Origin of the sequence: Aquabacterium sp. (assembly GCF_030652515.1) — a bacterium.
In the GTDB taxonomy this organism is placed as follows: Bacteria; Pseudomonadota; Gammaproteobacteria; order Burkholderiales; family Burkholderiaceae_C; genus Aquabacterium.
In genome coordinates, this window is record NZ_JAUSAR010000082.1 from 13,427 (window position 1) to 39,122 (window position 25,696).

General features: G+C 63.6%; 22 protein-coding genes. 8 read left to right on the forward strand and 14 right to left on the reverse strand.

From position 1 onward, the window contains the following. The first annotated feature begins 43 nt into the window (after positions 1 to 43). Both Q7V20_RS10705 and hemH read left to right on the forward strand, forming a co-directional pair. Complete coding sequence (locus tag Q7V20_RS10705; protein WP_304790424.1) at positions 44 to 3,682, forward strand: PAS domain S-box protein; 3,639 nt, start codon at positions 44 to 46, stop codon at positions 3,680 to 3,682. Beyond that, entirely contained in the window at positions 3,679 to 4,776 is a 1,098-nt protein-coding gene (gene hemH, locus Q7V20_RS10710) for a ferrochelatase (protein ID WP_304790426.1), read from the forward strand. The genes Q7V20_RS10705 and hemH overlap by 4 nt, the downstream gene beginning before the upstream one ends. Here the strand turns inward: hemH and Q7V20_RS10715 are convergent. Further along, the gene (locus tag Q7V20_RS10715; RefSeq protein WP_304790429.1) at positions 4,759 to 5,457 is read right to left on the reverse strand and encodes a methyltransferase; all 699 of its coding nucleotides are present in this window, start codon (positions 5,455 to 5,457) and stop codon (positions 4,759 to 4,761) included. The genes hemH and Q7V20_RS10715 overlap by 18 nt on opposite strands. Before the next feature lie 127 nt (positions 5,458 to 5,584). Beyond that, positions 5,585 to 6,547, reverse strand: coding sequence for a GlxA family transcriptional regulator (locus Q7V20_RS10720; RefSeq protein ID WP_304790432.1), 963 nt, complete (start codon positions 6,545 to 6,547; stop codon positions 5,585 to 5,587). 92 nt (positions 6,548 to 6,639) lie between these two features. Between Q7V20_RS10720 and Q7V20_RS10725 the strand changes: the two genes are divergently transcribed. After that, complete coding sequence (locus Q7V20_RS10725; RefSeq protein WP_304790435.1) at positions 6,640 to 7,554, forward strand: glutathione S-transferase family protein; 915 nt, start codon at positions 6,640 to 6,642, stop codon at positions 7,552 to 7,554. Next, entirely contained in the window at positions 7,551 to 8,327 is a 777-nt protein-coding gene (locus Q7V20_RS10730; RefSeq protein WP_304790438.1) for a glutathione S-transferase family protein, read from the forward strand. Before Q7V20_RS10725 ends, Q7V20_RS10730 begins: the two co-directional genes overlap by 4 nt. Here Q7V20_RS10730 and Q7V20_RS10735 read toward each other — a convergent pair. The 6 genes from Q7V20_RS10735 to Q7V20_RS10760 form a co-directional block, all read right to left on the reverse strand. Then, positions 8,294 to 10,855, reverse strand: a complete 2,562-nt coding sequence (locus Q7V20_RS10735; protein WP_304790441.1) for an EAL domain-containing protein — start codon at positions 10,853 to 10,855, stop codon at positions 8,294 to 8,296. The two genes, Q7V20_RS10730 and Q7V20_RS10735, sit on opposite strands and share 34 nt — an antisense overlap. Positions 10,856 to 10,931: 76 nt before the next feature. Then, on the reverse strand, positions 10,932 to 12,398 hold the full coding sequence (rmuC, locus tag Q7V20_RS10740; RefSeq protein WP_304790444.1) for a DNA recombination protein RmuC: 1,467 nt from the start codon (positions 12,396 to 12,398) through the stop codon (positions 10,932 to 10,934). Positions 12,399 to 12,499: 101 nt separating this feature from the next. Beyond that, the gene (locus tag Q7V20_RS10745; RefSeq protein WP_304790447.1) at positions 12,500 to 13,144 is read right to left on the reverse strand and encodes a CoA transferase subunit B; all 645 of its coding nucleotides are present in this window, start codon (positions 13,142 to 13,144) and stop codon (positions 12,500 to 12,502) included. 2 nt (positions 13,145 to 13,146) lie between these two features. Further along, positions 13,147 to 13,854, reverse strand: a complete 708-nt coding sequence (locus tag Q7V20_RS10750; protein ID WP_304790450.1) for a CoA transferase subunit A — start codon at positions 13,852 to 13,854, stop codon at positions 13,147 to 13,149. A 136-nt stretch (positions 13,855 to 13,990) separates the two neighbouring features. After that, entirely contained in the window at positions 13,991 to 14,458 is a 468-nt protein-coding gene (locus Q7V20_RS10755; RefSeq protein WP_304790453.1) for a thioesterase family protein, read from the reverse strand. A 31-nt stretch (positions 14,459 to 14,489) separates the two neighbouring features. Next, entirely contained in the window at positions 14,490 to 15,275 is a 786-nt protein-coding gene (locus Q7V20_RS10760; RefSeq protein WP_304790456.1) for an SDR family oxidoreductase, read from the reverse strand. Positions 15,276 to 15,488: 213 nt separating this feature from the next. On the opposite strand from Q7V20_RS10760, the gene Q7V20_RS10765 reads away from it, so the two are divergent. Beyond that, the gene (locus Q7V20_RS10765; RefSeq protein WP_304790459.1) at positions 15,489 to 17,177 is read left to right on the forward strand and encodes an electron transfer flavoprotein-ubiquinone oxidoreductase; all 1,689 of its coding nucleotides are present in this window, start codon (positions 15,489 to 15,491) and stop codon (positions 17,175 to 17,177) included. Between the two features lie 24 nt (positions 17,178 to 17,201). Next, positions 17,202 to 18,326: a beta-ketoacyl-ACP synthase III gene (locus Q7V20_RS10770; protein WP_304790462.1), complete on the forward strand. Its 1,125-nt coding sequence runs from the start codon at positions 17,202 to 17,204 to the stop codon at positions 18,324 to 18,326. Between the two features lie 28 nt (positions 18,327 to 18,354). On the opposite strand, the gene tadA is transcribed toward Q7V20_RS10770, so the two are convergent. From tadA to paoA, 6 genes are all read right to left on the reverse strand, one after another. Continuing rightward, positions 18,355 to 18,933, reverse strand: a complete 579-nt coding sequence (tadA, locus tag Q7V20_RS10775; RefSeq protein WP_304790465.1) for a tRNA adenosine(34) deaminase TadA — start codon at positions 18,931 to 18,933, stop codon at positions 18,355 to 18,357. Beyond that, on the reverse strand, positions 18,930 to 19,196 hold the full coding sequence (locus Q7V20_RS10780) for a hypothetical protein (RefSeq protein ID WP_304790467.1): 267 nt from the start codon (positions 19,194 to 19,196) through the stop codon (positions 18,930 to 18,932). Before Q7V20_RS10780 ends, tadA begins: the two co-directional genes overlap by 4 nt. Before the next feature lie 75 nt (positions 19,197 to 19,271). Next, the gene (locus Q7V20_RS10785; RefSeq protein WP_304790470.1) at positions 19,272 to 19,871 is read right to left on the reverse strand and encodes a 2'-5' RNA ligase family protein; all 600 of its coding nucleotides are present in this window, start codon (positions 19,869 to 19,871) and stop codon (positions 19,272 to 19,274) included. Positions 19,872 to 19,894: 23 nt separating this feature from the next. Continuing rightward, the gene (gene paoC, locus Q7V20_RS10790) at positions 19,895 to 22,105 is read right to left on the reverse strand and encodes an aldehyde oxidoreductase molybdenum-binding subunit PaoC (RefSeq protein ID WP_304790473.1); all 2,211 of its coding nucleotides are present in this window, start codon (positions 22,103 to 22,105) and stop codon (positions 19,895 to 19,897) included. 2 nt (positions 22,106 to 22,107) lie between these two features. Continuing rightward, positions 22,108 to 23,058 (reverse strand): xanthine dehydrogenase family protein subunit M, encoded by a 951-nt coding sequence (locus Q7V20_RS10795; RefSeq protein ID WP_304790476.1) that lies wholly within the window; start codon positions 23,056 to 23,058, stop codon positions 22,108 to 22,110. Continuing rightward, positions 23,055 to 23,705, reverse strand: a complete 651-nt coding sequence (paoA, locus tag Q7V20_RS10800; RefSeq protein WP_304790478.1) for an aldehyde dehydrogenase iron-sulfur subunit PaoA — start codon at positions 23,703 to 23,705, stop codon at positions 23,055 to 23,057. Before paoA ends, Q7V20_RS10795 begins: the two co-directional genes overlap by 4 nt. A gap of 134 nt (positions 23,706 to 23,839) precedes the next feature. Between paoA and Q7V20_RS10805 the strand changes: the two genes are divergently transcribed. Both Q7V20_RS10805 and Q7V20_RS10810 read left to right on the forward strand, forming a co-directional pair. Further along, entirely contained in the window at positions 23,840 to 24,709 is an 870-nt protein-coding gene (locus Q7V20_RS10805; RefSeq protein WP_304790481.1) for a 1-acyl-sn-glycerol-3-phosphate acyltransferase, read from the forward strand. Then, positions 24,710 to 25,693 (forward strand): zinc-binding alcohol dehydrogenase, encoded by a 984-nt coding sequence (locus tag Q7V20_RS10810; protein ID WP_304790484.1) that lies wholly within the window; start codon positions 24,710 to 24,712, stop codon positions 25,691 to 25,693. The last annotated feature ends 3 nt before the right edge of the window (positions 25,694 to 25,696 follow it).

A 25,696-nucleotide genomic window follows, 5' to 3' on the forward strand; every position in this document is an offset into this window, starting at 1 on the left:
ATGGGTTAGAGTGATTCGTTGCCGTCCCACCCATGACGACCGCATGACCCTCAATGCAGTTCCACCCGATGAGTCCGCGCGCCTAGCGCTGTTGAGCGCCAGCAAGTTGCTGGACTCCGAGGTCGACCCCGCGTTCGACGCTTTGGTGCGCCTGCTGGTCGCGCAGATGGACTGCCCGGTGGCCATGATCAACCTGATCGACAGCCACCGCCTCTGGGCCATGGCCCGCATCGGTATCGAGCAACGCCAATTCTCTCGGCTCGACGCCTTTTGCGCCGCCACCATCTGCCAAGCCGATGTGCTGGTCATCCCCGATGCACACGACGACCCGCGATTCAAGCACAACGCCTGGGTCACCGGCCCCCCTCACGCCCGCTTCTACGCGGGCGTGCCTTTATCGGTGCAAGGGCAGGCTTTGGGCACGGTCTGCGTCTTGGCCCAGGAACCACGACAACTGTCGGCCCAGCAACTTCAAAGCCTGCAAGACCTCGCCCTGGCCGCCAGTGCCCTGGTCGAGGCCAGGCTGAACACCCAACGCTTTCGCAAACTGGAGGCCCGGGTGCGCACCGCCAGCCTGGCGGGCAGCGACTGGTTGTGGGAGACCAACGACCAGGGCGTCATCCAGTGGGTTTCGGCCAGCCTGCTGCAGCACACCGGCTTGAACCCATCGACCGAGGTAGGCCTCAAGGCAAAGGACTTGTACACCCCGCGCGGCGACGACACCCGCGCCTCCTGGGACCGCTTCCTGGCCGCCCGGGCCCGCCGCGAACCCTTCAGCAACGTGATCGCCGACCGCATGACCCCACGCGGCCAGATCACCGTGAGCATCAGCGGCACACCGGTGTTCAACCACGCGGGCCGGTTCATGGGCTACCGGGGCGCCAGCAGCAACATCACCCGTCAGATCAATGAGGAGCAGCAAAGCCGCCAAGCTGACCTGCTGCTGCGGCAGGCCATCGAGTCCTTCAACGCGGGCGTGATGATTCGGGGGCCGGACGGGCGAATCCTGCTCAGCAACAGCAGTTGGCGTCGGCGCATGGGCGCGCAGGCCGTCGAAGGCACGCTGTGGGCAGACCTGCTTCGCAAGTGCATCGCCGAGGGCCTCTACCCAGACGCCATTGGCCGCGAAGACGCTTTCTTTGAATGGCGCATGGGCCTGGTCGACCAGGCCGAACCTCAAGAGATCCGCCTGAAAAACGGCTGGGTCTTGTCCAAAGAACAACGCCTGCCGGATGGCAGCATCGTGCACTTCTCGATCGGCATCAGCGAAACCAAGCGGCATGCGGCGGCCCTGGCCGTGCAGCAAAAAGCCTTGGAAGAATCGCAGGCGCGGCTGACCTCGGTGCTGCGCGCCCTGCCCGACCTCTGGTTTGTCATTGATGACCAAGGCCGCTATGAGGCGGCGCATGAAGAGCACGCCATGCTCGTCCGCCCTTTCAGCGAATTGAAGGGCAAGCCCTTTGGTGCCGCCGTGCCCCCTGAGCTGGCCGAACGCGAGGCCCTGGCCATCGCCCGGGCCCATGAAACCGGCTTGCCGCAGCGCCTGGACTACAGCCTGGAGATGGGCGGCGGCGTGAGGCACTTCGAGGCCCGGCTGACGCCCATGCCGGACAAACACACGCTCTTCCTGACCCGGGACATGACCGAACGCATGGTCGCGGCCGAAAAGCTTCGGGTCAGCGAAGAGCTGTACCGCTCGGTGGCCTCGTCCATCAGCGATGGCCTGATCGTGGTGCAACTGGATGGCCGCGTGGTGGCCATCAACCAGGCCGGTTGCCGGATCCTGGGGGTGCAAGCCCACGAACTGGTCAGCGTCAACACCAGTGAGGCCTTGGCCTACGAGTTGCTGACGGACGATCTGCTGCAAGCTTTGCCGCGTGAACAATGGCCGGTGATTGCCACCATCCTGACCGGGCAGCGCCAGGACGACCGCGTGCACCCCTTGCGTCGCCGTGATGGCGTGGTGGTCTGGGTCCAGATCAGCAGCCACCTGCTGCGCGTCAACACCCAGGCTCAACCTTTCGCCGTGGTGGCCACCTTCCGGGACATCACCCAGGAGCGCCAGGCCGCCCAGGCCTTGGCCCTGAGCGAAGAACGCTGGAAGTTCGCACTGGACGGTGCTGGCGACGGCGTGTGGGACTGGGACGCCAGCGCCGATCGCATCTTCTACTCCCAGCGCTGGAAGGCGATGCTGGGCCACGAAGACCACGAGATCAGCGACCTGGTCACCGAACTGACCGACCGCATCCACCCTGATGATCGGGCGCCCGTGGTGGCGGCACTGAACGCCTACCTGGAGCACGACCAAGGCCTGTTCCAAGCCGAGTTCCGCATGCGCCACAAGCTGGGCCACGACGTGTGGATCCTGTCGCGCGGCAAGATCGTCAGCCGCGATGCGCTGGGCCATGCGATTCGCGTGGTGGGCACGCATTCGGACATCACGCCCATCAAGCGGGCCGAACAGGTCTTGCGCGAAAAGCAATCGGCCGAAGCGGCCAGCGCGGCCAAGAGCGAGTTCCTGTCGCGCATGAGCCACGAGATCCGCACGCCCCTGAACGCCGTGAACGGCTTTGCGCAATTGCTGAAGCTGCAATTGGCCAACACCCCCACCGCATCGCAACACCTCAGCTTCGTGGACCAGATCCTGCACGGCAGCCAGCACTTGATGGCCCTGGTCAACGACGTGCTCGACTTGCAAAAGGTGGAGGCCGGCATCCTGACTCTGAAGGCCGAACGCCTGACCTTGCTGGGCGAAGTGCAGCAATGCGCTGCCATGCTGGGGCCGCTGGCCTCGCAACGCGGCATCACGCTGCAGGTCAATGTGGATCCGGCTTATCAGGTCGATGCCGACCGTCAGCGTCTGCGGCAAATACTGATGAACATCGGCTCAAACGCCATCAAGTACAACCAGGCTGGCGGTTCGGTCTGGTTCGACACCGAAGCCCGTGCAGACGGTGACATGGCCCTGGTCATCCGCGACACCGGGCCGGGCATGAGCCCGCAACAATTGGGCAAGCTGTTTCAGCCCTTCGAACGACTGGGTCGAGAAACCTCGTCCATTGAAGGTTCGGGACTAGGACTTATCATCACGCGTTCGCTGATCGAAGCCATGGGGGGTAGCATGGAAATTCGAAGTCAACCAGGCTCGGGTACACGGGTCAACATCGTCATGCCAGCAGTTGCAAATGGCGTCATGCCAGAAGCTGGCGACATACCAAACATACACATGGACAAATCCGATGGCGACCTCAGAGTTGCCACCCAAACCCGCGAAGCCCCCTGCGCGGAGCAAACGCCACTTCACGTGCTTTACGTTGAAGACAACCGCATCAACGCGATGTTGTTCGAAGAGGCCTTGCGCCCCTATCCGCAGTTGAGCCTGGAGATCGCCGAGGACGGCCAGATGGCTTTGTCCATGGCCCGCGACAAGGCGCCCGATGTGCTGGTGCTGGACGCCCACCTGCCCGGCATGTCCGGATTTGACGTGTTGCGCGCCTTGCGCACCTTGCCCTCGCTGGAAAACACGCCCGCCTTCATGTGCTCGGCCGACGCCATGCCCGACGACGTGGCCCGCGCCAAGGCGGCCGGTTTTGCGGGTTACTGGACCAAGCCCATCGACATCCAGCAGGTGACGTCAGTTTTGTGCAAGCTGGCCGACAGGGGTGACAATGCAGCCCCATGACCTTTGCCACTGAACCCCGTTTTCAACACGGGCAAGCCCCCAAGACTGGTGTGTTGCTGGTCAACCTGGGCACCCCTGAATCCCCCACGCCTGCGGCCTTGCGCCGCTACCTCGGCCAGTTCCTGAGCGACCCGCGCGTGGTGGAGATCCCGCGCGTGATCTGGTGGCTCATCCTGCACGGCATCGTGCTGCGCGTGCGCCCTGCCAAGTCGGCGGCCAAGTACGCCAGCATCTGGATGAAAGAAGGCTCGCCCTTACGCGTGTGGACTGAAAAGCAGACCACTTTGCTGGCAGGTTTTCTGGGCGAGCAAGGCCACCAGTTGATCGTCAAGCACGCCATGCGCTATGGCCAGCCCAGCATCGCCAGCCAGCTGGATGCCTTCAAGGCCGAAGGCGCCCACCGCATCCTGATCGTGCCGCTTTACCCGCAGTACTCGGGCGCGACCACGGCCAGCGTGATGGACGATGTCTTCAGTTGGGGCCAGAAGGTGCGCCACCTGCCCGAGCTTCGCACCATCGCGCGGTTTCATGATGACGCGGGCTACATCGACGCCTTGGCGGCCAGTGTGCGGGCCCACTGGGCCAGCCATGGCCGCGCCGACAAACTGGTGATGAGTTTTCACGGCATGCCCGAGCGCACCTTGCACCTGGGCGATCCCTACCACTGCGAATGCCTGAAGACCGGCCGCCTGCTGGCCGAGCAGCTGGGCTTGAAAGCCGACGAGTACGTGGTCACCTTCCAGAGCCGCTTTGGCAAAGCCAAGTGGCTGCAGCCCTACACCGAACCCACCTTGCGTGCTCTGGCCAAGGCCGGCACGCAACGCGTGGATGTGATCTGCCCTGGCTTCGTGGGCGATTGCATCGAGACGCTGGAAGAGATCGCCATGGAGGGCAAGGACGCCTTCCTGAGCAGCGGGGGCCAAGAGTTCAACTACATCCCGTGCCTGAACGATCGACTGGAATGGATACGGGCGCTGAGCAGCCTGGTGGAGAGGCACCTGCAAGGCTGGCCCACGCAGCGCGCCGAACAACCCTCAGCCGCCGTTCTGGCCGCCCAGCGCGAACTGGCCAAGGCCTCAGGCGCTCAGCAGTGAACGCTGCCGAGTGAAGTGCAGCATGCGGCCCCGGTAGGGCTCGCTGGCCGACAAGGTGCTGTCCAGGTTGGTCATGCGGTAGTCAAAGCCCAGGGCCTGCATGTGCTGGGTGAAGCGTGAGCGGTGGCCCCGGTTGGGATCAACGATGACGATCTCGACCACGTCAGCGGAATGCCGTTCGATGAAATCGGACAACTGCTGCGGATGGCTGCGCTCGTAGAGCACATCGCTGCCGATGATGAGGTCGAACTCGCCCAGGCCCGCGTTGGCGGTGGTCCATTGACCCGTGAGGTACTTCATCACCGGCAAGGCGTTGAGCAACAAATTGGCTTGCAAAAAGGTTTCGGCCAAAGGGTGGCAATCGCTGGCCGTGACATTGGCCAGGCGGCGGTGGGCCACCAGGCTCGCCAGGCCCAGGCCACAACCAATCTCAAGGATGCGCTTGCCCGCCAGGTCATCGCGTTGCTGCATGACCCCGGCCAAGCGCTGGGCCGAAGGCCACAGCATGCCAAACAAGGGCCAAGTAGCTGCTGAGATGCCTTGCGCCTGCGCCGCGCCGTCTGGGTCAAAAAACTGCTGGCGGTCCAGCAGGGACCGGATCTGCAGGTCATCGCCCCCCTCGATGGAGACGGACTGGAACTTGACCTGGTAACCCAGGTCGGGGATGTCGGCGGCAGTCATGCAAGGCTCCAGACGCGGCACAGTGGCCGCTGACGTCGGATACCCATCGTTCGGATCGAACAGGCACGACGCCGCTGAGGGGCAATGCAGGACGAGGCGTAAGAGAGGGAGAAAGGGAAGCTGGACTCTACACCCGGCGCTGGCGTTGCCGGTAGGCGGCTGGCGTCATGCCGGTGATCTTCTTGAACAGACGGCCAAATGCGACACGGTCCTGGTAGCCCACCTGGGCGGCAATGTCTTGCACCGGCAGCTTGTCGGCCTCCAGCAAGTCCTTGCCCCGCTCAATGCGCACGGCCTGCTGGTACTGGATGGGCGTCATGCCGGTGGCCGCCAGAAAACGGCGCTGCAAGGTCCGCACGCTGACATGGATCTGGCTGGCCAGGTCGTCCAAGGTCAGGCTTTGGGCATGCTGGTCGGTGATGTAGGCCTGCAGCCTGCGCACCTCGGCATCGGCGTGCTGGCGCCAGCCTTGCGGCGGGGCGTACAAGGTTTGTGGGCCACGCTGCACCTCGGTCACCAGCATCCTGGCCAACTCCTTTGCGGTGTCGCGCCCCGCCAGCAGCTGCACGACATACAGGCAGGCGTCCACCGCCGCCAGTGAGCCGCCCGAGCAGATGAAGTTGCCGTCGTGGGTGAGGTTTTCCGATGACTTCAGTTGCACATCCGGGAAGCGCTCATGGAAACCGTCGGCGAGCATCCAGTGGGTGGTGGCGCGGCGCTCGTTCAGGCGCCCGCTGGCGGCCAGCAGGTAGGCACCAGTGCACATGGTGGCCACCAGCACCTGGGGTGGCAAAGCTTGCAGGGCTTCGATCAACAAGGGGTTGTCGGCCACGGCCGCATCACCATGCGCCCACAGTGAAGGGATCACGATCAGGTCCATGCTGGCCATGGCCGTGAGGTCGCCGTCCATGGCCAGTTCGCCATCGGGATGCGGCACGGGCCGGCCATCCTGGCTGATGCGGGTCAAGGCAAATCGGTGCTGGCCGGGCACCTGGTTCGCCATGCGGAAGGTGTCGAGCACCAGGCCCACGCTGGCCAGGCTGTGGTGGCGGCACACGTAAACACCCACACGGTGAACTTGTTTCGTCACGTTGACCACATCAGCATCAAAGATGTCCAAAACGACAATTCTAAGGACACGGCCCAACGGCCACAATGCCCCCAAGCTGAGAAAGGCACCCCATGAGTGACATCGTTCTGCACCACTACAACGAATCCCCCTACGCCGAGAAAATCCGCGCCCTGCTGGGCTACAAGGGTTTGAGCTGGCGCTCGGTCATGGTGCCGCGCATCGCGCCCAAGCCGGACATGGTCGCGCTGACCGGCGGTTACCGCAAAGTGCCCGTGCTGCAGGTTGGCGCCGATGTGTTTTGCGACACCCGGCTGATCGCCTGGGAACTTGAACGCCTGGCGCCCTCGCCTGCGGCCAAGACCGATGCTGGCTGGAATGAGGTGGTCGAGCACTGGGTGGATCTGAACTTGTTCGGCAAGGCCGTGGCCTACACCTTTGGCAAGAATGTGGACTACCTGCCCGATGAGTTTCTGGCCGACCGTGCCGCCTTGCGTGGCGCGCCCTTGGACCGTGAAGCGCTCAAGCGCGCCGTGCCACTGGCCGAGCAGGAGCTGGCGATCAACGTGGCCTGGGTTGAAAGCGGCCTGGGCGCTCAGCCTTTCGTGAATGGCAGCGCGCCCGGCAGTGGCGACTTCACGCTCTATTCAACCCTGTGGTTCGCGCGCAATGGCCGCTTCGACTTCAGCCGCTTTCCCGCCACGGCCGCCTGGATGGAGCGCATGAAGGCCTTTGGCCATGGCGAACGCATTGACATGACGGCCGATGAGGCCCTGGCCTTGGCCGCCGCCCATGAGCCTGCGGCCCTGACCTACGACAGCGTGTCACCCGACGCATCCGGCTTGAGCCTGGGACAACGCGTCAGCGTCGCCCCTGAATTGCTGGGCCATGGCACCGCCGTGCAAGGCGAGTTGGTGGGCATCAACGCGCAGCGCCTGACATTGGCCTTGCACAGTGAACGTGCTGGCCAGGTCCACATCCATTTCCCCCGCTTGGGTTACCGCATCCGTGAAGTGAAACCATCATGAGCTGGACTTTGTACACCTTCGCCATGTCGCACTACAGCGAGAAGATCCGCTGGACGCTGGACCTGTCGCGCGTCGACTACCAGGAAGTGCGCATGACGCCGGTCTTCCACATCGGGCCAGCGCTGTTCATGGGCAAGCGCGGCAAGACCACCCTGCCCGTCCTGAAAACGCCCAACGCCACCATCCAGGACAGCAGCCGCATCCTGCTGTGGCTGGAAAAGAACCAGGCGCCGCTGGCCTTGATCCCCAAGGCATTGAGCCAGGACATCCACGCGGTTGAAAAGCACTTCGATGCCATCGGCAAAGACGTGGCGCGCTTTCTGTACGCTGCCAGCTTCGGCACGGGCGACGCGCACATCATCAAGTTGTGGACGGATGACGCCACGCCAGTCAAGGCGGCCTTTGTGCGCGCGGCCTACCCCTTCATTCGCTGGGCCTTCAGGCGCAAGCTGAACATCACGCCGAAGGGTGCCGACCGAGCCCAGAAGCGCATCACCGAGGTCATCGACTGGCTGGAAGGGCAACTCAGTGATGGCCGCACTTACCTGGTGGGCCAGAGTTTCACGGCGGCCGACATCACGGCGGCCTCACTGCTCGCGCCGATCGCCTGCCCCAGCCAGCACCCGGTGTATGGCGACCCGGCTTACCAACGCACGATGGTGGGCGCGACGGAACCCTGGCGCGATCGCCCGGCCTTGCAATGGGTGCGCCAGATGTACGAGCTGCACCGGGGTGTCATTCACACCGAGACCGCGTCGCGCAAGGCGGCCTGAGCGCTGTCTATCCGGGGCTGCTGGTCCTGCAGCCACTGGCGGGCCATGTGCGCCTCCAGTGGTCGGCTGAACACAAAGCCTTGGATCACATCACAGTCGTGCTGGGCCAGCCAGGTCACGCTGTCTTCCTGCTCGACGCCTTCGATGGTCACGGTCAGGCCCAAGCGGTGGCCCACGTCGATCATGGCCTTGAGCACTTCCTGCTTGCGCTCGGACACGCCCAGGTCGGTCACGAAGCTGCGGTCCACCTTCATCTCGTCCAGGGGCAGTTCTTGCAAGATGGCCAGTGATGAGTAGCCGGTGCCGAAGTCGTCCAGCGCGATCTGCACGCCATGGCGACGCAAGGCCGACAAGGTGCCCAAGGCCCGTTCGCGGTCGCTCAAGGCGGCCGACTCGGTCACCTCCAGGATCAGGCGTTCAGGCGGGCAGTTTTCTTCGCGCAGGATGTCCAGCACCTGCTCCACAAAGCGGGGCGTGGCCAGGTCAAAGGCTGAGATGTTGACCGACACACGCACCGTGGGATCGGGCAAGGTCAGCAGGAACCGCGCGGTCTCGCGGATCGCCCACATGGTCAGGCGATTGATGGCGCCCGTGGCCTCGGCCTCGGCGATGAAGGCACCTGGCGGGATCATGCCGCGGATGGGATGGCGCCAGCGCACCAGCGCCTCAAATGACTTGGTCTTGCGTGAAGGCAGGTCCACCTTGGGCTGGTAGTGCAACACCAGTTCGCCGCGTACGATGGCGCCCTCCAGGTCCAGCGTCAGGCCATACGACAACTGCTCGCGCTTCATGCGCTCGGCATCGAACATCACCACACGGTGGTGGGCAGTGCTCCATTGCAAGGCCACCCGGGCCTCGTCGATCATGTCGTGTGCCAGAGTCTGGTCGGAGGGCGTGCAAGACACGCCGACATGAGGATCCCAGGCGATGAACAGGCCATCCTCTTCGTAGCGGTGCGTCAGGAACGCCGTCAGCTCGACCATGACCGCCTTGGGCGGCTGGCCCATGGACGCGAAGGCCAGCGTGCCATCGTCCAGCGCGGCCACGTGCAATGAGGCTTCCACCGCCAGCAAGTCCAAGTCGTCCCGAGCTTTCAGCCAATGGGCAATGTTCTGGGCATAACCTTCCACCAATTTGGCCAGGCGCTCGCGCGGCAGGATGGACTCCAGGAACGAGAGGCGGTTGAGCCGGATCACCCACAAGGACAAGCCCACGGACGGTGAAGACAGCGCCGTGCGCCGAATGGCTTCGTCCAGCAAAGCCTGGTTGGGCAAGCCATAGCGCAGGTGGTGCGTGGCCACATGGCGCAGCTCCGACTCGAAGGCCAGGCGCTGCTCCAGCTCTCGCGTGTGCGCCTCCTGCGTGCGAAGGCTTTGCTGCCGCTCCACGCGCATGCGGTAAGCCAACGCCACGGCCAGGCTCATGGCCTTGACCACGCTGGCAAACAAGGCAGTCAGGCGTGCACTGGGGCCCAACCAACCCAGCACCCCAGCCAACACACCCATCAAGCCCAGCACCTGAGCACCCACGCCCACGGCCAGGATCCGCGGCAAGTGCCCGCCACGCCAGTGCCGCAAACACAAGGACATCAGCATCAACAGGTACACCAGCGGCACCACATTCACCGCCACGCCCATGGGCTGCCCCACCGGGATCGTCACAGCCAGGAGCATCAAGGTCGCCGACGTGGCGATCATCAGCCTGACCAGGATTTTTTCAAACCGTGCCAGCGGCAGGATGTGGGTGACGACCACCGTCCCGGCGATGCAGGCGCTCAAGGTCCACATGAAGGGCGGCAGGTTGAATTCAGGGTGCGTGGGCCACAAGAACTCGAAGGCATCGCCCTCGCCGGCCAAGGTGCCCATCACCACGGGGATCAACTCGATCACCAGCAAAATGGCCGCCGGGATGCGGTTGACCACCAGGCCCACGAAGCCGCACACGACCACCAGCAACACGGCGCCATAGCCCAGGAACTTGGTCAAGGCCACCTTGCGCTCGATGGCCCAGAAGTGGTCGGGCTGCCAGTATTCAAAGGCCACCAGGTTGGCGCCCTTGTTGCGGATGTAGCACTGCACGTCCAGGGTTTCGCCCGCCTGCCATTTCAAAGGCAGGATGAAACGGGGATGGAGCACGGGCCGTTCGGCGTAAGGGCGTTGGTCGCCCAGGCGGTAGGTGATGGGGGCGCTGTTGGGGGAGCTGACCACGCAGTCCAGCCAGTCGGTGAAAGGCTCGGCCACCGCCAGCCAACCCGACATGGCCTTGGATGAAGGGTTGGACAGCCTGGCCCAGGTCCACACGCCCTCACCTCGGAACCCCAAGGGGCGGATGCCCAAGGGTTGAGGCACCCAGGTTTCAGACGACGATGGCCGCTGCACAGCTTGCGTTTCAGACGCGGCTTGGGCTGGCCGCCAGATGGAGATGGGCACCTGCTCACCACGGCCAAGCAGCGCCGATACATTGGCGACGCCAGGACCTGGCTGCACAGCATGGGCCATGGCCACCATGCCGCACCACAGAAAAACCACCCAAAGAATCCGTGCCACCGAGCACCTTGTTGGTTGAAGGCAACCCTGGTTATCGGCGGCTTGGCGGTGAACTTGATCAGGGTAGTTCGGGAGTACCTTCGTCCGCGTCCAGCGGGTTCTCGATCGGCAGCAAGGCCTGGGCTTGCGCCTCGGGCATGGACTCGACGCTCTTGAGTGCGCGCCCCATCATGCGGGTGCGTGTTTCAACAGACGAAATCGTGTTGCCCGCCTCTTCCAGCTTCTTCTTGGTCCTGGCCAGCACATCGCCAAACTTGGCGAACTCGGTCTTGACCGCGCCCAGCACCTGCCAGACCTCGGATGAGCGTTGCTCCAGCGCCAAGGTGCGGAAACCCATCTGCAGGCTGTTGAGCGTGGCCAGCAAAGTGGTCGGGCCCGCCAGCATCACCCGGTGCTCACGCTGCAAGGCCTCGAACAGACCAGGGCGGCGCAATGCTTCGGCGTACAGCCCTTCGGTCGGCAGGAAGAGGATGGCGAAATCGGCCGTGTGCGGTGGTGCCAGGTACTTTTCGGCAATGGTGCGGGCCTCGACGCGCAGGCGTTGCTCGATGGCTTTGCCTGCGGCCTCGACCGCGGCCACATCGGCACGGTCCTGGGCATCCAGCAAGCGTTCATAGTCTTCACGCGGGAACTTGGCGTCCAGCGGCAACCAAAGGGGCGCGGAGCCCGGCGCGCCACGACCCGGCAGGCGGATCGCGAACTCGACCCGCGCGCCGCTGCCCGGCACGGTCTCGACGTTGACGGCGTATTGCTCGGGCGTGAAAACCTGCTCCAGCAAGCCGGCCAATTGCACCTCGCCAAAGATGCCACGCGTCTTGACGTTGTTGAGCACGCGGTTGAGCGAGCCCACGTCGCTGGCCAGGCGCTGCATTTCGCCCAGGCCACGGTGCACCAGCTCCAGCCGATCGGCCACCTGCTTGAAGCTTTCACCCAAGCGCGCTTCCAGGGTGGCATGCAGCTTTTCGTCCACCGTCTGGCGCATCTGCTCCAGCTTCTTTTCGTTGTCGGCCTGCAAGGCTTGCAGGCGCGTGTCCACCGTGGTTCGCACCTCGATCAGGCGGCGCTCGTTGGTGTCGGACAGCTGCCGCAATTGCTCGTTGAGCGTGTCGGAGAAGCGCTTGAAGGCGGAATCCTGTGTCTCGCGCGTGGCGTGCGCCTGCTCGGCCAAGGTGGTGGTGGTCTGGCGCAAAGTGTCGCTCAGCGACTGCTGCATCTGCGCCAGTTGCACGCGGAAGCTGTCCAGCTGCTCGTTCTGCGTGCGGATCACATCGCCCTGCTGCGCCAGCAAAATTTGCTGGAAATTGGCCAAGGTGGAGCCCAACTCCTGGCGCGTGCCAGCAGCGCTGCGCGACACTTCATCGCGCAGGTTGCGGTCGAGTTGATCGGTCTGGTTGCGCAGGTCCTGCTTGAGTTCGTCGGCCGCGCGTTTCAAGGGCTCGTCGTCACCCCGCCGCGTGGCCAGCCACAGCAACAACAGGGCGTTCAAGATGGCCAGGGCCAGCAAAATCCAGGAGATCCAGTTCATGGCGGCATTGTCTCAGACGTGCCCATGCGTCCATCCATGCGCCCATGACAAAGGCCGCCCGAAGGCGGCCCTTTAGTCCCCTTGGATCAAGCCCTTGAGGATCAGGCCGCCAGATGAGACAGGTGCACGTGCGCCCCCGTCTTGAGGCGCACTTCTTCCACCGTCACGCCGGGAGCCAACTCAACGCACCTGAAACCGTCCGGCTCCACATCCAGCACGCACAAGTCCGTGATGATGCGGTTCACCACGCCCAGGCCCGTCAACGGCAAAGTGCATTGTTGCAGCAGCTTGTGCTCACCACTCTTGGCGCAATGCTCCATCAGCACCACGACGCGGGCCACACCGGCCACCAGGTCCATGGCCCCGCCCATGCCCTTGACCATCTTGCCGGGAATCATCCAGTTGGCCAGGTCGCCCTTGTCCGACACCTGCATCGCGCCCAGGATCGACAGGTTGATCTTGCCGCCACGGATCATGGCGAAGCTGTCATGCGAGCCAAAGATCGACGAGCCGGGGATGGTCGTCACCGTCTGCTTGCCAGCATTGATCAGGTCGGCATCCACCTGGTCTTCGGTTGGGAAGGGGCCGATGCCCAGCATGCCGTTCTCGCTTTGCAGCCAGACGTCGATGTCGGGGCTCACATGGTTGGCCACCATGGTGGGCAGGCCGATGCCCAGATTGACATAGAAACCGTCTTGCAGTTCCTGGGCGGCGCGGGCCGCCATTTGATCGTGCGTCCAGGGCATGGTCAGACTCCTGCCTTTTCGGTGATGGTGCGTTTCTCGATGCGTTTCTCAGGATGCGCGTTCACCACGATGCGGTGCACGTAGATGCCGGGCAAGTGCACGCTGTCGGGGTCCAGCTCACCGATCTCCAGCAGCTCTTCCACCTCGACGATGGTGACCTTGCCGGCCATGGCCACCGCCGGGTTGAAGTTGCGCGCCGTGCGGCGGAAGATCAGGTTGCCGGACTTGTCCGCCTTGTAGGCCTTGACCAGGGACACCTCGGGCAACAAGGCCCGCTCCATGACGTAGGTCTCGCCATCGAACTCGCGCGTTTCCTTGCCTTCGGCCACCAGGGTGCCCACCCCCGTCTTGGTGAAGAAGGCCGGGATGCCCGCACCGCCCGCCCGCAGCTTTTCAGCCAGGGTGCCTTGGGGCGTGAACTCAAGTTGCAACTCACCGCTGAGGTACTGGCGCTCGAACTCTTTGTTCTCGCCCACGTAGCTGGAAATCATCTTGGTGATCTGGCGAGTGTTGAGCAGCTTGCCCAAACCGAATCCATCAACGCCCGCGTTGTTGGAAATCACCGTCAGATCCTTGACGCCAGAGGCTGCCAGGGCATCGATCAGCGCCTCGGGGATGCCGCAAAGGCCGAAGCCACCGACTGCCATCAACTGACCGTCTTTGACGATGCCCGCCAAAGCGCTGGCCGCATCGGGATAGACCTTGTTCATCCAATCACTCCTAGTGCATGGGTCACACCAGTGCAGGCCCGGCCAACCGGTTTCGCTGCACTGCAACATTGCCAGCGTACACCGGGTGACCCGCAAAAATCCAGAGAATTGGACGAAAAACCACCCCGCCGGCCACTTACCCCGGTAAAGCGGGCGGCACCTCGACACCAGGCAAAGCCGGTGCTGGCCCCACGATGGCGCGCAAGAACGGTGGCAACGGGATTGGCCGCCTTTCCGCCGAGCTGACCCAGACCAAGGTGGCGCCACCCGCCGCGCAGACCTCGCCAGGCTGATCAGCCCGCTCGATGGTCACGTAGGTGTCAAAGCTGGTGCGGCCCGGATTGGCCACGTACAGCTTGGCGATCACCTGCGCCGGAAACTCCAGCTCGCGGTAGAAGTTGCAGAAGGTGTTGGCGATCACCGGGCCCTCAACGCCACTGGTGACAGGGCCGCTCATGGAGGCAATCCACGACACCCGCACTTGTTCCATGTAGCGGAAGTAGACGGTGTTGTTGACGTGCCCCAGGGCGTCCATGTCACCCCAGTAAATGGGCAGGGTCACATCGTGGACCAGGATCTTGTGTTCAGGAATGTCGAGTCGCATGGTGCTTCAAATGGGGCCAAGGCCCCGCGTTTCAAGCCGCCGTCATGCCATCGTCGGCCGAGATGATCGCACCATTGATGAAATCGCTTTGCGGGGCGCACAAGGTCACCAGCAAGGCGTCCAGGTCCTTGGCCTGGCCCAGGCGCTTGCGCGGCAGCATGTTGACCAGCTTCTTGCCCGCTTCGCTGTTGAAGTGCCGCGAGTTCAGCTCGGTCTCGATGTAACCCGGGCAGATGGCGTTGGTGGTGATGCCGAAACGGCCCCACTCCGCCGCCATCACCTTGGTCATGTGGATCACGGCCGCCTTGCTCATGCAGTACACGCCGATCATGGGCATGGTGCGCAAGCCGCCCGCCGAAGCGATGTTGACGATGCGGCCACCGGTGAAGGTGCCAGGCGCCGAGCCTTGGGCGCGGGCCAGCATGCGCTTGGCCACCTCTTGCGCGGTGAAAAACGCGCCGCGCGTGTTGGTGTCGAAGACGAAGTCATAGCTTTCGGCCGTGACGTCTTGCAGGCGCTCGGTGGTGCTGACGCCGGAGTTGTTGATCAGGATGTCGATGGCACCGACTTCGGTCTCGGCATGCGCCACGGCGGCGCGGATGCTGTCGATGTCGGTCACGTCCATGCCGACCACATGGGCATCGCCGCCCGCGGCTTCGATCTCGGCGCGCAAGGTCTTGAGGCGCTCGATGCGGCGACCGGCCAGCACGACGGCGGCGCCCGCTTGCGCCAAAGTCAACGCGAATTGGGTGCCCAAGCCGCTGGAAGCGCCGGTGATCAGGGCCACGCGGCCAGCCAGGTCAATGTTGTAGCTCATGCTGTGGCAATTCCTCTGCAAATCTCTCAAGGGGTTTTTCTGGATTCAATGCGTTGAACCTTAGCACGCGACATCGCATTTGGCCTCGAAATGCAGATTTTCGAACGACCGTGCTTTTTTTTGGCAAAATATGAAACACAGCGCGTTTTAGAATCGCCGACTCAGTTCAGAACACCACAACAACATTTCATCCGTCCAGTAGAAGGAAGCACGATGACGCCCCAGGAAATCCTTGCCCAGTTTGGCCCACGCGAATCGATGGAATACGACGTGGTCGTCATCGGCGCCGGCCCAGGTGGTTTGGCCACAGCCATCCGCCTGAAACAACTGGCCGCCGCCGCTGGAAAAGAGGTGTCAGTCTGCGTGCTTGAAAAGGGCTCCGAGCCCGGCGCGCACATCCTGTCGGGCGCCGTGATGGACCCCCGCGCCATCACCGAACTCTTCCCCAACTGGAAAGAACTCGGCGCGCCTTTGAACCAGGCCGTCACCGCCGACGAAGTGCTGTTCATGACCAGCGAAACCGGCGTCTTCAAGACTCCGCAGGCGCTGATCCCCAACAACTTCCACAACGAAGGCAACTACGTCATCAGCCTGGGCAATGTGGTGCGCTGGCTGGGCCAACAGGCTGAAAGCCTGGGCGTGGAAATCTTCCCTGGCTTTGCCGCAGCTGAAGTGCTCTACAACGACGACGGCAGCGTCAAGGGCGTGGCCACGGGCAACCTGGGCATCAACAAGGCGGGCGAACCCACCGACAACTTCCAGCTGGGCATGGAACTGCTGGCCAAGTACACCATCTTCGCCGAAGGCGCGCGTGGCCACCTGGGCAAGCAACTGATCAGCAAGTTCAAGCTGGACGATGGCAAGGCACCGCCCAGCTTCGGCATCGGCATCAAGGAACTGTGGGAAATCGATCCAGCCAAGGCCCAACCCGGCCTGGTGGTGCACACCGCCGGTTGGCCCATGGATTCGCAAACCTTCGGTGGCGGCTTTTTGTACCACCTGGAAGACAACAAGGTCACCCTCGGCCTGGTGGTCGGCCTCGACTACAAGAACCCCTGGCTGAGCCCGTTCGAAGAAATGCAGCGCTGGAAAAAGCACCCCAGCATCCTCAAGCACATTGAAGGCGGCAAGCGCATCAGCTACGGCGCACGCGCCATCAACAACGGTGGCCTGCCCAGCCTGCCCAAGACCGTGTTCCCTGGTGGCGCCCTGATCGGTTGCGACGCGGGCTACATGAACGCTTCGCGCATCAAGGGCAGCCACGCCGCCATCAAGTCCGGCATGCTGTGCGCTGAAGCCGCTTTTGCGGCCGTCACCGCAGGCCGCCAGTACGACGAACTGCACGCCTACCCAGTCGCGTTCGAGAAGAGCTGGCTGCACGAAGAACTGAACGGCGCCAAAAACTTCAAAACCTGGTTCAAGAAGGGCCTGTACGTCGGCTCGATCATGACCGGCGTGGAGCACTGGGTGCTGCCCAAGCTGGGCATCAAGGTGCCCCCATGGACTTTGCCCAACCCCGCTGCCGACCACACCTTCCTCAAGCCCGCGGCTGAGTGCGCCAAGATCGACTACCCCAAGCCCGACGGCAAGATCACCTTTGACCGCCTGAGCTCGGTGTTCGTCTCCAACACCAACCACGAGGAGCACCAGCCTGCTCACCTGACGCTGAAGAACAATTCGGTGCCGGTGGACATCAATCTGGCCAAGTATGCCGGCCCCGAGTCGCGCTACTGCCCGGCCGGGGTGTACGAGTTCGTCAAGAACGAAGACAACACAGATCGACTGCAGATCAACGCGCAAAACTGCGTGCACTGCAAAACCTGCGACATCAAGGACCCCACCCAGAATATCGTCTGGGTCACGCCAGAAGGTGGCGGCGGCCCCAACTACGCAGGCATGTAAGCAAGACAGCAAGCAGGAATCACCATGGCCACCAAAGTAGTTATCAGCGGCACTGGAATCTTCCAGCCCCAGTTCACCATCACGAATGAAGAACTGGTGGAGTCATACAACACCTACGTCGATCGGCACAATGCCCAGCATGCCGCCGAGATCGCGGCCGGGCAGCGCGAGGCAATGGTTCACTCCAGCGCCGAGTTCATCGAAAAGGCCTCGGGCATCAAGAGCCGCTACGTGCTGGAAAAGCAGGGCATCCTGGATCCTTCGCGCATGTATCCCCGCTTCGAGGAACGTGCCGACGACCAACTTTCGCTGATGGCCGAAATTTCGGTGGACGCCGCCCGCAAGGCCATGGCGATCGCTGGCAAGGAAGGCAAGGACATCGACGCGGTGTTGTGCTCCACGGCCAACATGCAGCGCGCCTACCCCGCCATGGCCATCGAGATCCAGCAGGCCCTGGGTGCCGGTGGCTATGGTTTCGACATGAACGTGGCTTGCTCGTCTGCCACCTTCGGCATTGAGCAGGCGGTCAACGCCGTGCGCTCGGGCAGCGCCAATTGCGTGCTGGTCGTCAACCCCGAGATCACCTCGGCCCACCAAGAGTGGAAAGACCGCGACTGCCACTTCATCTTTGGTGATGTGTGCACGGCCGTGATCGTGGAGCGCGCCGACACGGCCACGTCCAGCGACCAATGGGAAGTCCTGGGCACCAAGCTGGCCACGCAGTTCTCCAACAACATCCGCAACAACTTCGGTTTCATGAATCGAAGTGAAGACAGCGATCCCAACGCCCGCGACAAGACCTTCCGCCAGGAAGGCCGCAAGGTGTTCAAGGAAGTGGTGCCGATGGCCGCTGCCCACATCGAGGCTCACTTGGCGACGCTGGGCCAGGTGCCGACGCAAGTGCGGCGCTTCTGGCTTCACCAGGCCAACAAAAGCATGAACGACTTCGTGATCCGCAAGCTGATCGGCGGAGAAGCGAACGAAGACATTGCCCCCTTGATCCTGGACGAGTACGCCAACACGGCCTCAGCCGGGTCCGTGATCGCTTTCCACGATCACCACGCCGACCTGGTGACAGGCGATGTGGGTGTCATCTGCTCGTTTGGCGCGGGCTATTCGGTGGGCAGCGTGGTGGTGCGCAAGCTCTGACATCAGAGTTGGCCTGGGGCGGCCGCGCTCAGTGGTCGTCGCCCACGTCGTCGCCCACGGGCAGTTCAATGACATGGCCGACAGGAATGGGCTCGTCGAGCGCCCTTGCCGCATCGCGTTCGGCCTTCAACTGTGCACGGCGTTCGGCAAAAAATTCCTTCAGCAATCTGGAGGCCGGCTCGGCCAGCAAACCTCCCACGATCTGAGTGTGGTGGTTCAACTGCCGATGGCTGAACAGGTCCAGCACCGAACCGGCCACGCCGGTCTTGGGATCGGGCGCGGCAAACACCACCCGTTTGAAGCGCGCGTGCATCAGGGCCATCGCGCACATGGCGCAGGGCTCCAGCGTGACGTACAACTCGCAATCGGGCAGGCGGTAGTTCTCCAGCAATTGCGCGGCATGGCGCAAGGCCACGATCTCCGCGTGCGCGGTCGGGTCGTGCGTGGTGATGGGGCGGTTGTAGCCGGTGGCAATGACCTGGCCCTCGCGCATGATCACGGCGCCCACGGGCACCTCCCCGGCCAGCCAGGCGTTGTGGGCCTGGTCCAGCGCGATGCGCATGGCGCTTTCGTCGGCGGGGGTGAACTCAGACTCTTCAGCGCTCACGGCTTGGGCTCGATTTGTTGATCGACATCGGCGGCGCGACCTTGCATCAACTTGTTGACGTCATCATGAACCTGCTTTTGCAGTTGCTGCCCTTGCTGAGGGGTGGTGACTTGAGGCGCCGCGCCACCCACGACATCGCTGGCGGGCGATGACGCCACCGAGGCCGCCTTGTGCACCCCCGTTGCTGCCAACTGACGCTTGGCCACCAGGCCCACGATGGCCAGCACGACCAGCAATCCCACCAATGAAAACAGGCCGCGCATCTATCTCATCCTTTTGGGGTGGATTCGCGTGGATTATCACCTGGAGGCAAGCGCGCTCTGAATCCACAAAACAGTTCAGCCTTTCAGCCTGTCAACCACCAAGGGCCAACGGCCTAAGATGGTGTACTGCCCTTGTCCGATCAGACTGTGCACCAGGACAAAGTCCTGCACCGGCCAAGTGATGGGCTCGATAGGCCGTTCGTCCACCCTGCGGTCTCCGTACAGCAAGGTGAGGTGCGGCGTGTAACTTGATTTTGACGTCTTGGACACACCTGCGCGCGCCAGGATCTGGTCAAGCTGGGATTGGAAAGCCGTCACCTCGGCAACCCCTTCACCTCCCAACAGCACCAAGGGCAACTTGCCCGGTTTGCCTGAAAAACTCGAAACCCGGTCAAAGGTCAGGACAAACGATGGGGACGACCAGGAGCCCACCGCATCCCGAAGCGCGCTCATGGTGCTGGTCGGTATACCCAGGTAGTCGCCGACATGGTGGAGGGTGACATGGAGCCGCTCGGGGCTGATCGGCTTGGCCTTCAACCCATGCTCGTCACGCAGTTGCTGCGTCAAGGTGGCCACCCGTTTCACAGCGGACAGGTCCGGCAGCAAAGCCAGAAACAGGCGATCCGTCGGCGCCGAAGGCGCGTCAAAACCTTCCAGCATGGCTTGATCTTGCATGTAACTTCCCTTCAACCACCGCATCAAGCCACTGGTGGCAAGCGGTCTAAAAACTTGTCGAGTGTGATGGGATAGTCTCGCACGCGGACACCTGTCGCGTTGTAGATGGCATTGGCCACGGCGGCACCGAGCCCGCAAATGCCCAGTTCGCCAACACCCTTGGCTTTCATGGGCGAGGAGATCGGGTCGGTCTCGTCCAGGAAGATCACGTCCTGATGGGGAATGTCGGCATGCACCGGCACCTCGTAGCCCACCAGATCGTGGTTGACGAAAAAGCCGTGGCGCTTGTCCACAGCGAGTTCCTCCATCAACGCAGCACCAACGCCCATGGTCATCGCACCGATCACCTGGCTGCGCGCACTTTTGGGGTTCAGTATCCTGCCTGCGGCGCAAACGGCCAGCATGCGCCGCACCCGGATCTCGCCAGTGACGGCATCAACGCCCACCTCCACGAAGTGCGCGCCAAAGGTCGATTGCTGGTACTTCTTGTCGAGGTCACCAAACTCAATGGCGTCTTCGACCACCAGTTCCGCCTCCCCCGCTGCCTGCGCCAGCGGGATCGCGCGGTCGCCGCTCTTGACCATGCCATCAGAAAACGCCACATCGGGCGACGTGATGCCGAGCTTGTTCGCCACGGCTTCGCGCAGCTTCATGCAAGCCGCATAGACGCCGGAGGTCGAGCTGTTGGCGCCCCACTGGCCACCAGAGCCGGCCGATACAGGGTCCGCCGAATCACCCAGTCGCACGGCCACCCTGTTCAATGGCACACCCATCACTTCAGCAGCGGTTTGGGCGATGACGGTGTAGGAGCCGGTGCCGATGTCCGTCATGTCGGTTTCCACCGTGATCAGGCCCTGCTTGTTCAGGCGAACGCGGGCACCCGATTTCATCACCATGTTGTTGCGGAAGGCCGCTGCCACGCCCATGCCCACGAGCCACCGACCATCTCGGACCTGGCCCGGTTGGGCCTTGCGCTGGGCCCAGCCGAAACGCTCCGCGCCTGTGCGCAGACACTCGACCAGGCGACGTTGCGAGAACGGGCGGCCAGGCTTTTCAGGATCGACCTGCGTGTCGTTCAGCACGCGAAACTCGATGGGGTCAAGGCCCAGCATTTCCGCCATCTCGTCCATCGCGATTTCTAGCGCCATCATGCCGGGCGCTTCGCCAGGAGCGCGCATGGCATTGCCCTCGGGCAGGTCGAGCACGGCCAGGCGGGTCGTCGTCAGGCGATTTGCGCCCGCGTACAGCAGACGGGTCTGGTTGACGGCAGTTTCGGCTTGGCCATTGGGCAAGTCGCCAGACCAACTCTCGTGGGCCATGGCGGTGATCTTGCCATCGCGCGTGGCACCGATGCGGATGCGCTGGATGGTGGCTGGACGGTGCGTGGTGTTGTTGGCCATCAAGGGCCTCTGCAGCGCCACCTTGACAGGCCGCTGCGCTGCCCGCGCACCCAAGGCGGCCAGAAGTGCATCGGCCCGCACGAACAGCTTGCCGCCAAAGCCGCCACCAATGAAGGGTGAGACCAGGCGGACGTTGGCCTTGGGCACGCCCAAGGTCTTGGCCAAGTCGCCCACGCTCCAGGCGATCATCTGGTTGGATGTCCAGACCGTGAGCTTGTCGCCTTTCCAGGCTGCGGTCGAAGCGTGCGGCTCCATCATGGCGTGGGACTGATCTGGCGTGGTGTAGGTTGCGTCGAACTGCACCGGCGCCCCCGCATGAGCGCCGACAAAGTCACCGACCTTGGATTCCGGCGGACCGGCAGAGGGCGTCGGCTTGGGTGGCCGTGCCGCCTCTTTTTCCTTGGCAAGGTCAAACTTGCCCGGCAAGCGCACGTAGTCGATCCGGATCAGTTGCGCTGCGGCGCGCGCCTGCTCAAAGGTGTCTGCCACCACCAGGGCCAACGCTTGGTGGTAGTGCTGGATTTCCGGTCCGCCCAGCAGCTTGGCGGTGTTGAAATCACCTTTGCCCAGCTTGCCAGCGTTGCGGGCGGTCACGATGGTGATCACGCCGGGTGCAGCACGGGCCGCGCTCAGGTCCATGGAAGCGATGCGTCCCTTTGCAATGCCAGCGCCCAGCACGCAGCCGTGAGCGGCCTGGGGCGCCACGTCGTGGCGCTCATAGGCGTAGGGCGCGCGTCCCGAGGTCTTCAGCGGTCCGTCGATGCGGTCCGTCGGCTTGCCGATGATTTTGAGTTGGTCGATCGGATTGGTCGTGGCAGGCGTGTCGAATTTCATGGTCAAGTCCTCGCTTGAAGCAAGGCGGCAGCGAGCGAGCGCTCCGCCAAGACCAGCTTGAATGCGTTGTCCTCGGTCGGCTGTGCCCCGGCCAGCAGTTGTGACATCACGGCCGGAGCACCTCGTGACATCGAGGTCTCTGCGGCTTCCACGCGCCATGGCTTGTGCGCCACGCCACCAAGCGCCACCCTGCCCGATCCATCGCGCTGCACGATCGCTGCCACGGACACCAGTGCAAACGCGTACGAGGCGCGATCACGCACTTTTCGATAAACGTGTGTGCCGCCCAGCGGCTTGGGCAACAAGACGGAAGTGATCAGTTCATCCCGCTCCAAAGTCGTTTCGATGTGAGGAGTGTCGCCCGGCAGGCGGTAGAAATCAGCGATGGGAATCACGCGCCTGGCACCGTCCGGCCGCACGGTCTCAATGGTCGCATCCAACACCCGCATGGCCACGGCCATGTCGCTTGGGTGGGTAGCAATGCAGGCCTTGCTGGCCCCGATCACCGCGTGCTGGCGCGTGACGCCACCGATGGCACTGCAGCCGCTGCCGGGCAATCGCTTGTTGCAGGGTTGGTCTGTGTCGTAGAAGTAAGCGCAACGCGTGCGCTGCAACAGGTTGCCCGCTGTGGTGGCCTTGTTGCGCAATTGGCCCGAGGCGCCGGACAACAAGGCCCGAGACAGCACGGCGTGGTCGCGCCGCACACGCTGGTCGGCGGCCAAATCGGTGTTGCGCACCAGGGCGCCAATGCGCAAACCGCCCTCGGGCGTGGCTTCGATCTTGTCCAGGGCCAGGCCGTTGACGTCCACCAGGTGCGTCGGCACCTCGATTTGCAGCTTCATCAGGTCCAGCAAGTTGGTGCCCCCCGCGATGAACTTGGCACCGGGGTGCCTGGACACGGCCAAGGCGGCTTCGGCGGGAGATTTCACCTTCTCGTACGTGAACGGTTTCATGCCTGGCCTCCAGCGACTTCGGTGATCGCATCGACGATGTTGGAATAAGCCCCGCAGCGACAGAGGTTGCCGCTCATGCGTTCGCGCAGCTCTTCAGCCGACAGGAGTGGCCTGGCGTTGAGGTCGGCGCTCACGTGGCTGGGAATGCCGCGCTTGATTTCCTCCAGCACGGCCACCGCCGAGCAGATCTGCCCTGGTGTGCAGTAACCGCATTGGTAGCCATCATGTTTGACGAAAGCGGCCTGCATGGGGTGCAATCGCCGAGGATTGCCCAGCCCTTCGATGGTGGTGACTTGGGCGCCGTCGTGCATGACGGCCAGCGTCAGGCATGAGTTGATGCGCTGGCCATCCAGGATCACGGTGCAGGCGCCGCATTGCCCGTGGTCGCAGCCCTTTTTGGTGCCAGTCAGGTGCAGGTGTTCACGCAGCGCGTCGAGCAAGGTTGTTCGCGTGTCGAGCGCCAGAGCATGGGTTTGGTCATTGATGGTCAGCGACACTTTTGCCAACGGCGTCGGTAAATTCGACACGCGCGCTGACGCTTCGGCTGCGCCGGCCGGCGGTGCCGCCACCGCAGCGGCAGAAGCCGCGCCCACGATGAGCAGGTCACGGCGAGAGATCGTCGCGTCCAGGTCTGAAGGGTCGTCCATGTCGGCTCCTGTGACTCATGCCAGTGATAAACCGACAAAATGGCAATTGACGTGCCGCAGCTGGCCTCGTCATCGGCCAGATGGGCTCCATGCGAATGCCCTAGACTGCGCAAACGTCCACCCCACACCGAGTGATGCCTGCCGCCTCATCGCCATTAATCGATACGCTCACCGAGATCAACATCGTTGATTTGCTGGATTCGATCGGCCTGTTGCGTTTTCAGGGCACACCTTTGCGTCGGCTGTTCAGGCCTGCGGCACGCCGCTTTGCCCGCACGGCAAATGAATTTGACAACCGCGTGGGCGACCACGGCCTGGCGCAAGGCAGTGCTTGGCTGATGAGCCAGATGACGGCTGGCGTGTGCACCACGGGCCTGGAGCACATCCCGGCTCAGGGCCCCGTGTTCATCCTGGCCAACCACCCGGGCATGACCGACACAGTGGCACTGTTTGCCAGCCTGGCATCGCGCCCTGACTTGCGGGTGATTGCGCTGGATCGCCCCTTCCTGCGCGCCTTGCCCCATGTCGCTCGGCAATTGATCTTCCTGCCCGAGGAAGAATCCGGGCGCATGGCCGTGGTCCGCGCTGGCGCCAAACACCTGAAGGAAGGCGGCGCCCTGCTGACATTCCCGGCCGGAGAGATCGAGCCCGACCCCGCCACCTTCGGCACGCAGCGGGCAGTGGACTCATTGCGGAGCTGGTCCAGCAGCTATGCCTTGTTCGCCCGCATGGCGCCCCAAACACAGTTTGTACCGACGCTGGTGAGCCACGTCATCTCGCCCGCGGCCCAGCGGCATCCGCTCACCCTGTTGCGGCGCACGGCACGCCAGAAAGAAAAGCTGGCAACAGCGCTGCAGGTGGCTTTGCCACGCTACCGTGACCTGGTCGCGAGGGTGACCTTCGGCGCACCACTGAGCGCCGATCAAGGCGATGCAAAAGCGCTTGGCCACTGCGTCACAGCACAGATGCGGCAACTCATCCTGGCCCATGGATCGGTGGCCTGAATGAGCGATACCCTTGCCCAGGCCTGTTGGCTGACCCAACCCGGCCACGCCGAGTTGCGCACAGAAATCTTGCCGCAGCCGGGGCCCGATCAAGTGCTGGTCAAAGCCCTGCACAGCGGCATCAGCCGAGGCACGGAAACCCTGGTGTTTCGCGGCGAGGTGCCTGCCAGCGAGTTTGAGCGCATGCGCGCGCCGTTTCAGGCTGGCGACTTTCCAGCGCCAGTGAAGTATGGCTACAACAGCGTTGGCCTGGTCGAGCAAGGCCCCGCTCATCTGCTGGGGCAAACGGTGTTCTGCCTCTACCCGCATCAGACCCATTACGTGGTGCCCGCCACCGCCGTGCACCTGCTGCCCCCGGACGTGCCGCCAGCGCGGGCCGTGCTGGCCGCCAATGTGGAAACGGCCGTCAATGCCCTGTGGGATGCGGCACCGCGTGTGGGCGACCGCATCGCCGTGGTGGGTGGTGGTACCGTCGGCCTGCTGGTGGCCTGGCTGGCGGCGCGCTTGCCCGGCTGCCAGGTTCAATTGGTGGACACGCAAGAGGCCAGGCGTGCTGTCGCTGAGCGCCTTCATGTCGACTTCGCTTTGCCCGATGCTGCACGCGGCGAGGCCGACCTGGTGATCCATGCCAGCGGCCAATCCGAAGGCCTGGCCACGGCCCTGAACCTGGCCGCCTTCGAGGCCACCGTGCTGGAGCTGAGCTGGTATGGCGAACGCCCCGTGACCGTGCCGCTGGGCGGTGCCTTTCACGCGCGCAGGCTCATCCTCAAAAGCTCGCAAGTGGGCCAGGTGGCCACCGCGCAGCGCGCTCGGTGGAGCCACCGGCGGCGCTTCGAGCTGGCCTTGTCATTCCTGAATCACCCAGCGCTGGACGCATTGATCACCGACGCCTCGCCGTTTGCCGCCTTGCCTGAAGTGCTCGCACGATTGGCAGCCTCCAGGCTTGACACCACCTTGTGTCACCGCATCGACTATCCGCAGTGAGGC

Excerpts from the sequence above, each read along its gene's own strand:
- Q7V20_RS10705 (WP_304790424.1), top strand. The coding sequence starts at position 44 with ATGACCCTCAATGCAGTTCCACCCGATGAGTCCGCGCGCCTAGCGCTG.
- hemH (WP_304790426.1), top strand. The coding sequence starts at position 3,679 with ATGACCTTTGCCACTGAACCCCGTTTTCAACACGGGCAAGCCCCCAAG.
- Q7V20_RS10715 (WP_304790429.1), bottom strand. The coding sequence starts at position 5,457 with ATGACTGCCGCCGACATCCCCGACCTGGGTTACCAGGTCAAGTTCCAG.
- Q7V20_RS10725 (WP_304790435.1), top strand. The coding sequence starts at position 6,640 with ATGAGTGACATCGTTCTGCACCACTACAACGAATCCCCCTACGCCGAG.
- Q7V20_RS10730 (WP_304790438.1), top strand. The coding sequence starts at position 7,551 with ATGAGCTGGACTTTGTACACCTTCGCCATGTCGCACTACAGCGAGAAG.
- rmuC (WP_304790444.1), bottom strand. The coding sequence starts at position 12,398 with ATGAACTGGATCTCCTGGATTTTGCTGGCCCTGGCCATCTTGAACGCC.
- Q7V20_RS10745 (WP_304790447.1), bottom strand. The coding sequence starts at position 13,144 with ATGCCCTGGACGCACGATCAAATGGCGGCCCGCGCCGCCCAGGAACTG.
- Q7V20_RS10750 (WP_304790450.1), bottom strand. The coding sequence starts at position 13,854 with ATGAACAAGGTCTATCCCGATGCGGCCAGCGCTTTGGCGGGCATCGTC.
- Q7V20_RS10755 (WP_304790453.1), bottom strand. The coding sequence starts at position 14,458 with ATGCGACTCGACATTCCTGAACACAAGATCCTGGTCCACGATGTGACC.
- Q7V20_RS10760 (WP_304790456.1), bottom strand. The coding sequence starts at position 15,275 with ATGAGCTACAACATTGACCTGGCTGGCCGCGTGGCCCTGATCACCGGC.
- Q7V20_RS10765 (WP_304790459.1), top strand. The coding sequence starts at position 15,489 with ATGACGCCCCAGGAAATCCTTGCCCAGTTTGGCCCACGCGAATCGATG.
- Q7V20_RS10770 (WP_304790462.1), top strand. The coding sequence starts at position 17,202 with ATGGCCACCAAAGTAGTTATCAGCGGCACTGGAATCTTCCAGCCCCAG.
- Q7V20_RS10780 (WP_304790467.1), bottom strand. The coding sequence starts at position 19,196 with ATGCGCGGCCTGTTTTCATTGGTGGGATTGCTGGTCGTGCTGGCCATC.
- Q7V20_RS10785 (WP_304790470.1), bottom strand. The coding sequence starts at position 19,871 with ATGCAAGATCAAGCCATGCTGGAAGGTTTTGACGCGCCTTCGGCGCCG.
- paoC (WP_304790473.1), bottom strand. The coding sequence starts at position 22,105 with ATGAAATTCGACACGCCTGCCACGACCAATCCGATCGACCAACTCAAA.
- Q7V20_RS10795 (WP_304790476.1), bottom strand. The coding sequence starts at position 23,058 with ATGAAACCGTTCACGTACGAGAAGGTGAAATCTCCCGCCGAAGCCGCC.
- paoA (WP_304790478.1), bottom strand. The coding sequence starts at position 23,705 with ATGGACGACCCTTCAGACCTGGACGCGACGATCTCTCGCCGTGACCTG.
- Q7V20_RS10805 (WP_304790481.1), top strand. The coding sequence starts at position 23,840 with ATGCCTGCCGCCTCATCGCCATTAATCGATACGCTCACCGAGATCAAC.
- Q7V20_RS10810 (WP_304790484.1), top strand. The coding sequence starts at position 24,710 with ATGAGCGATACCCTTGCCCAGGCCTGTTGGCTGACCCAACCCGGCCAC.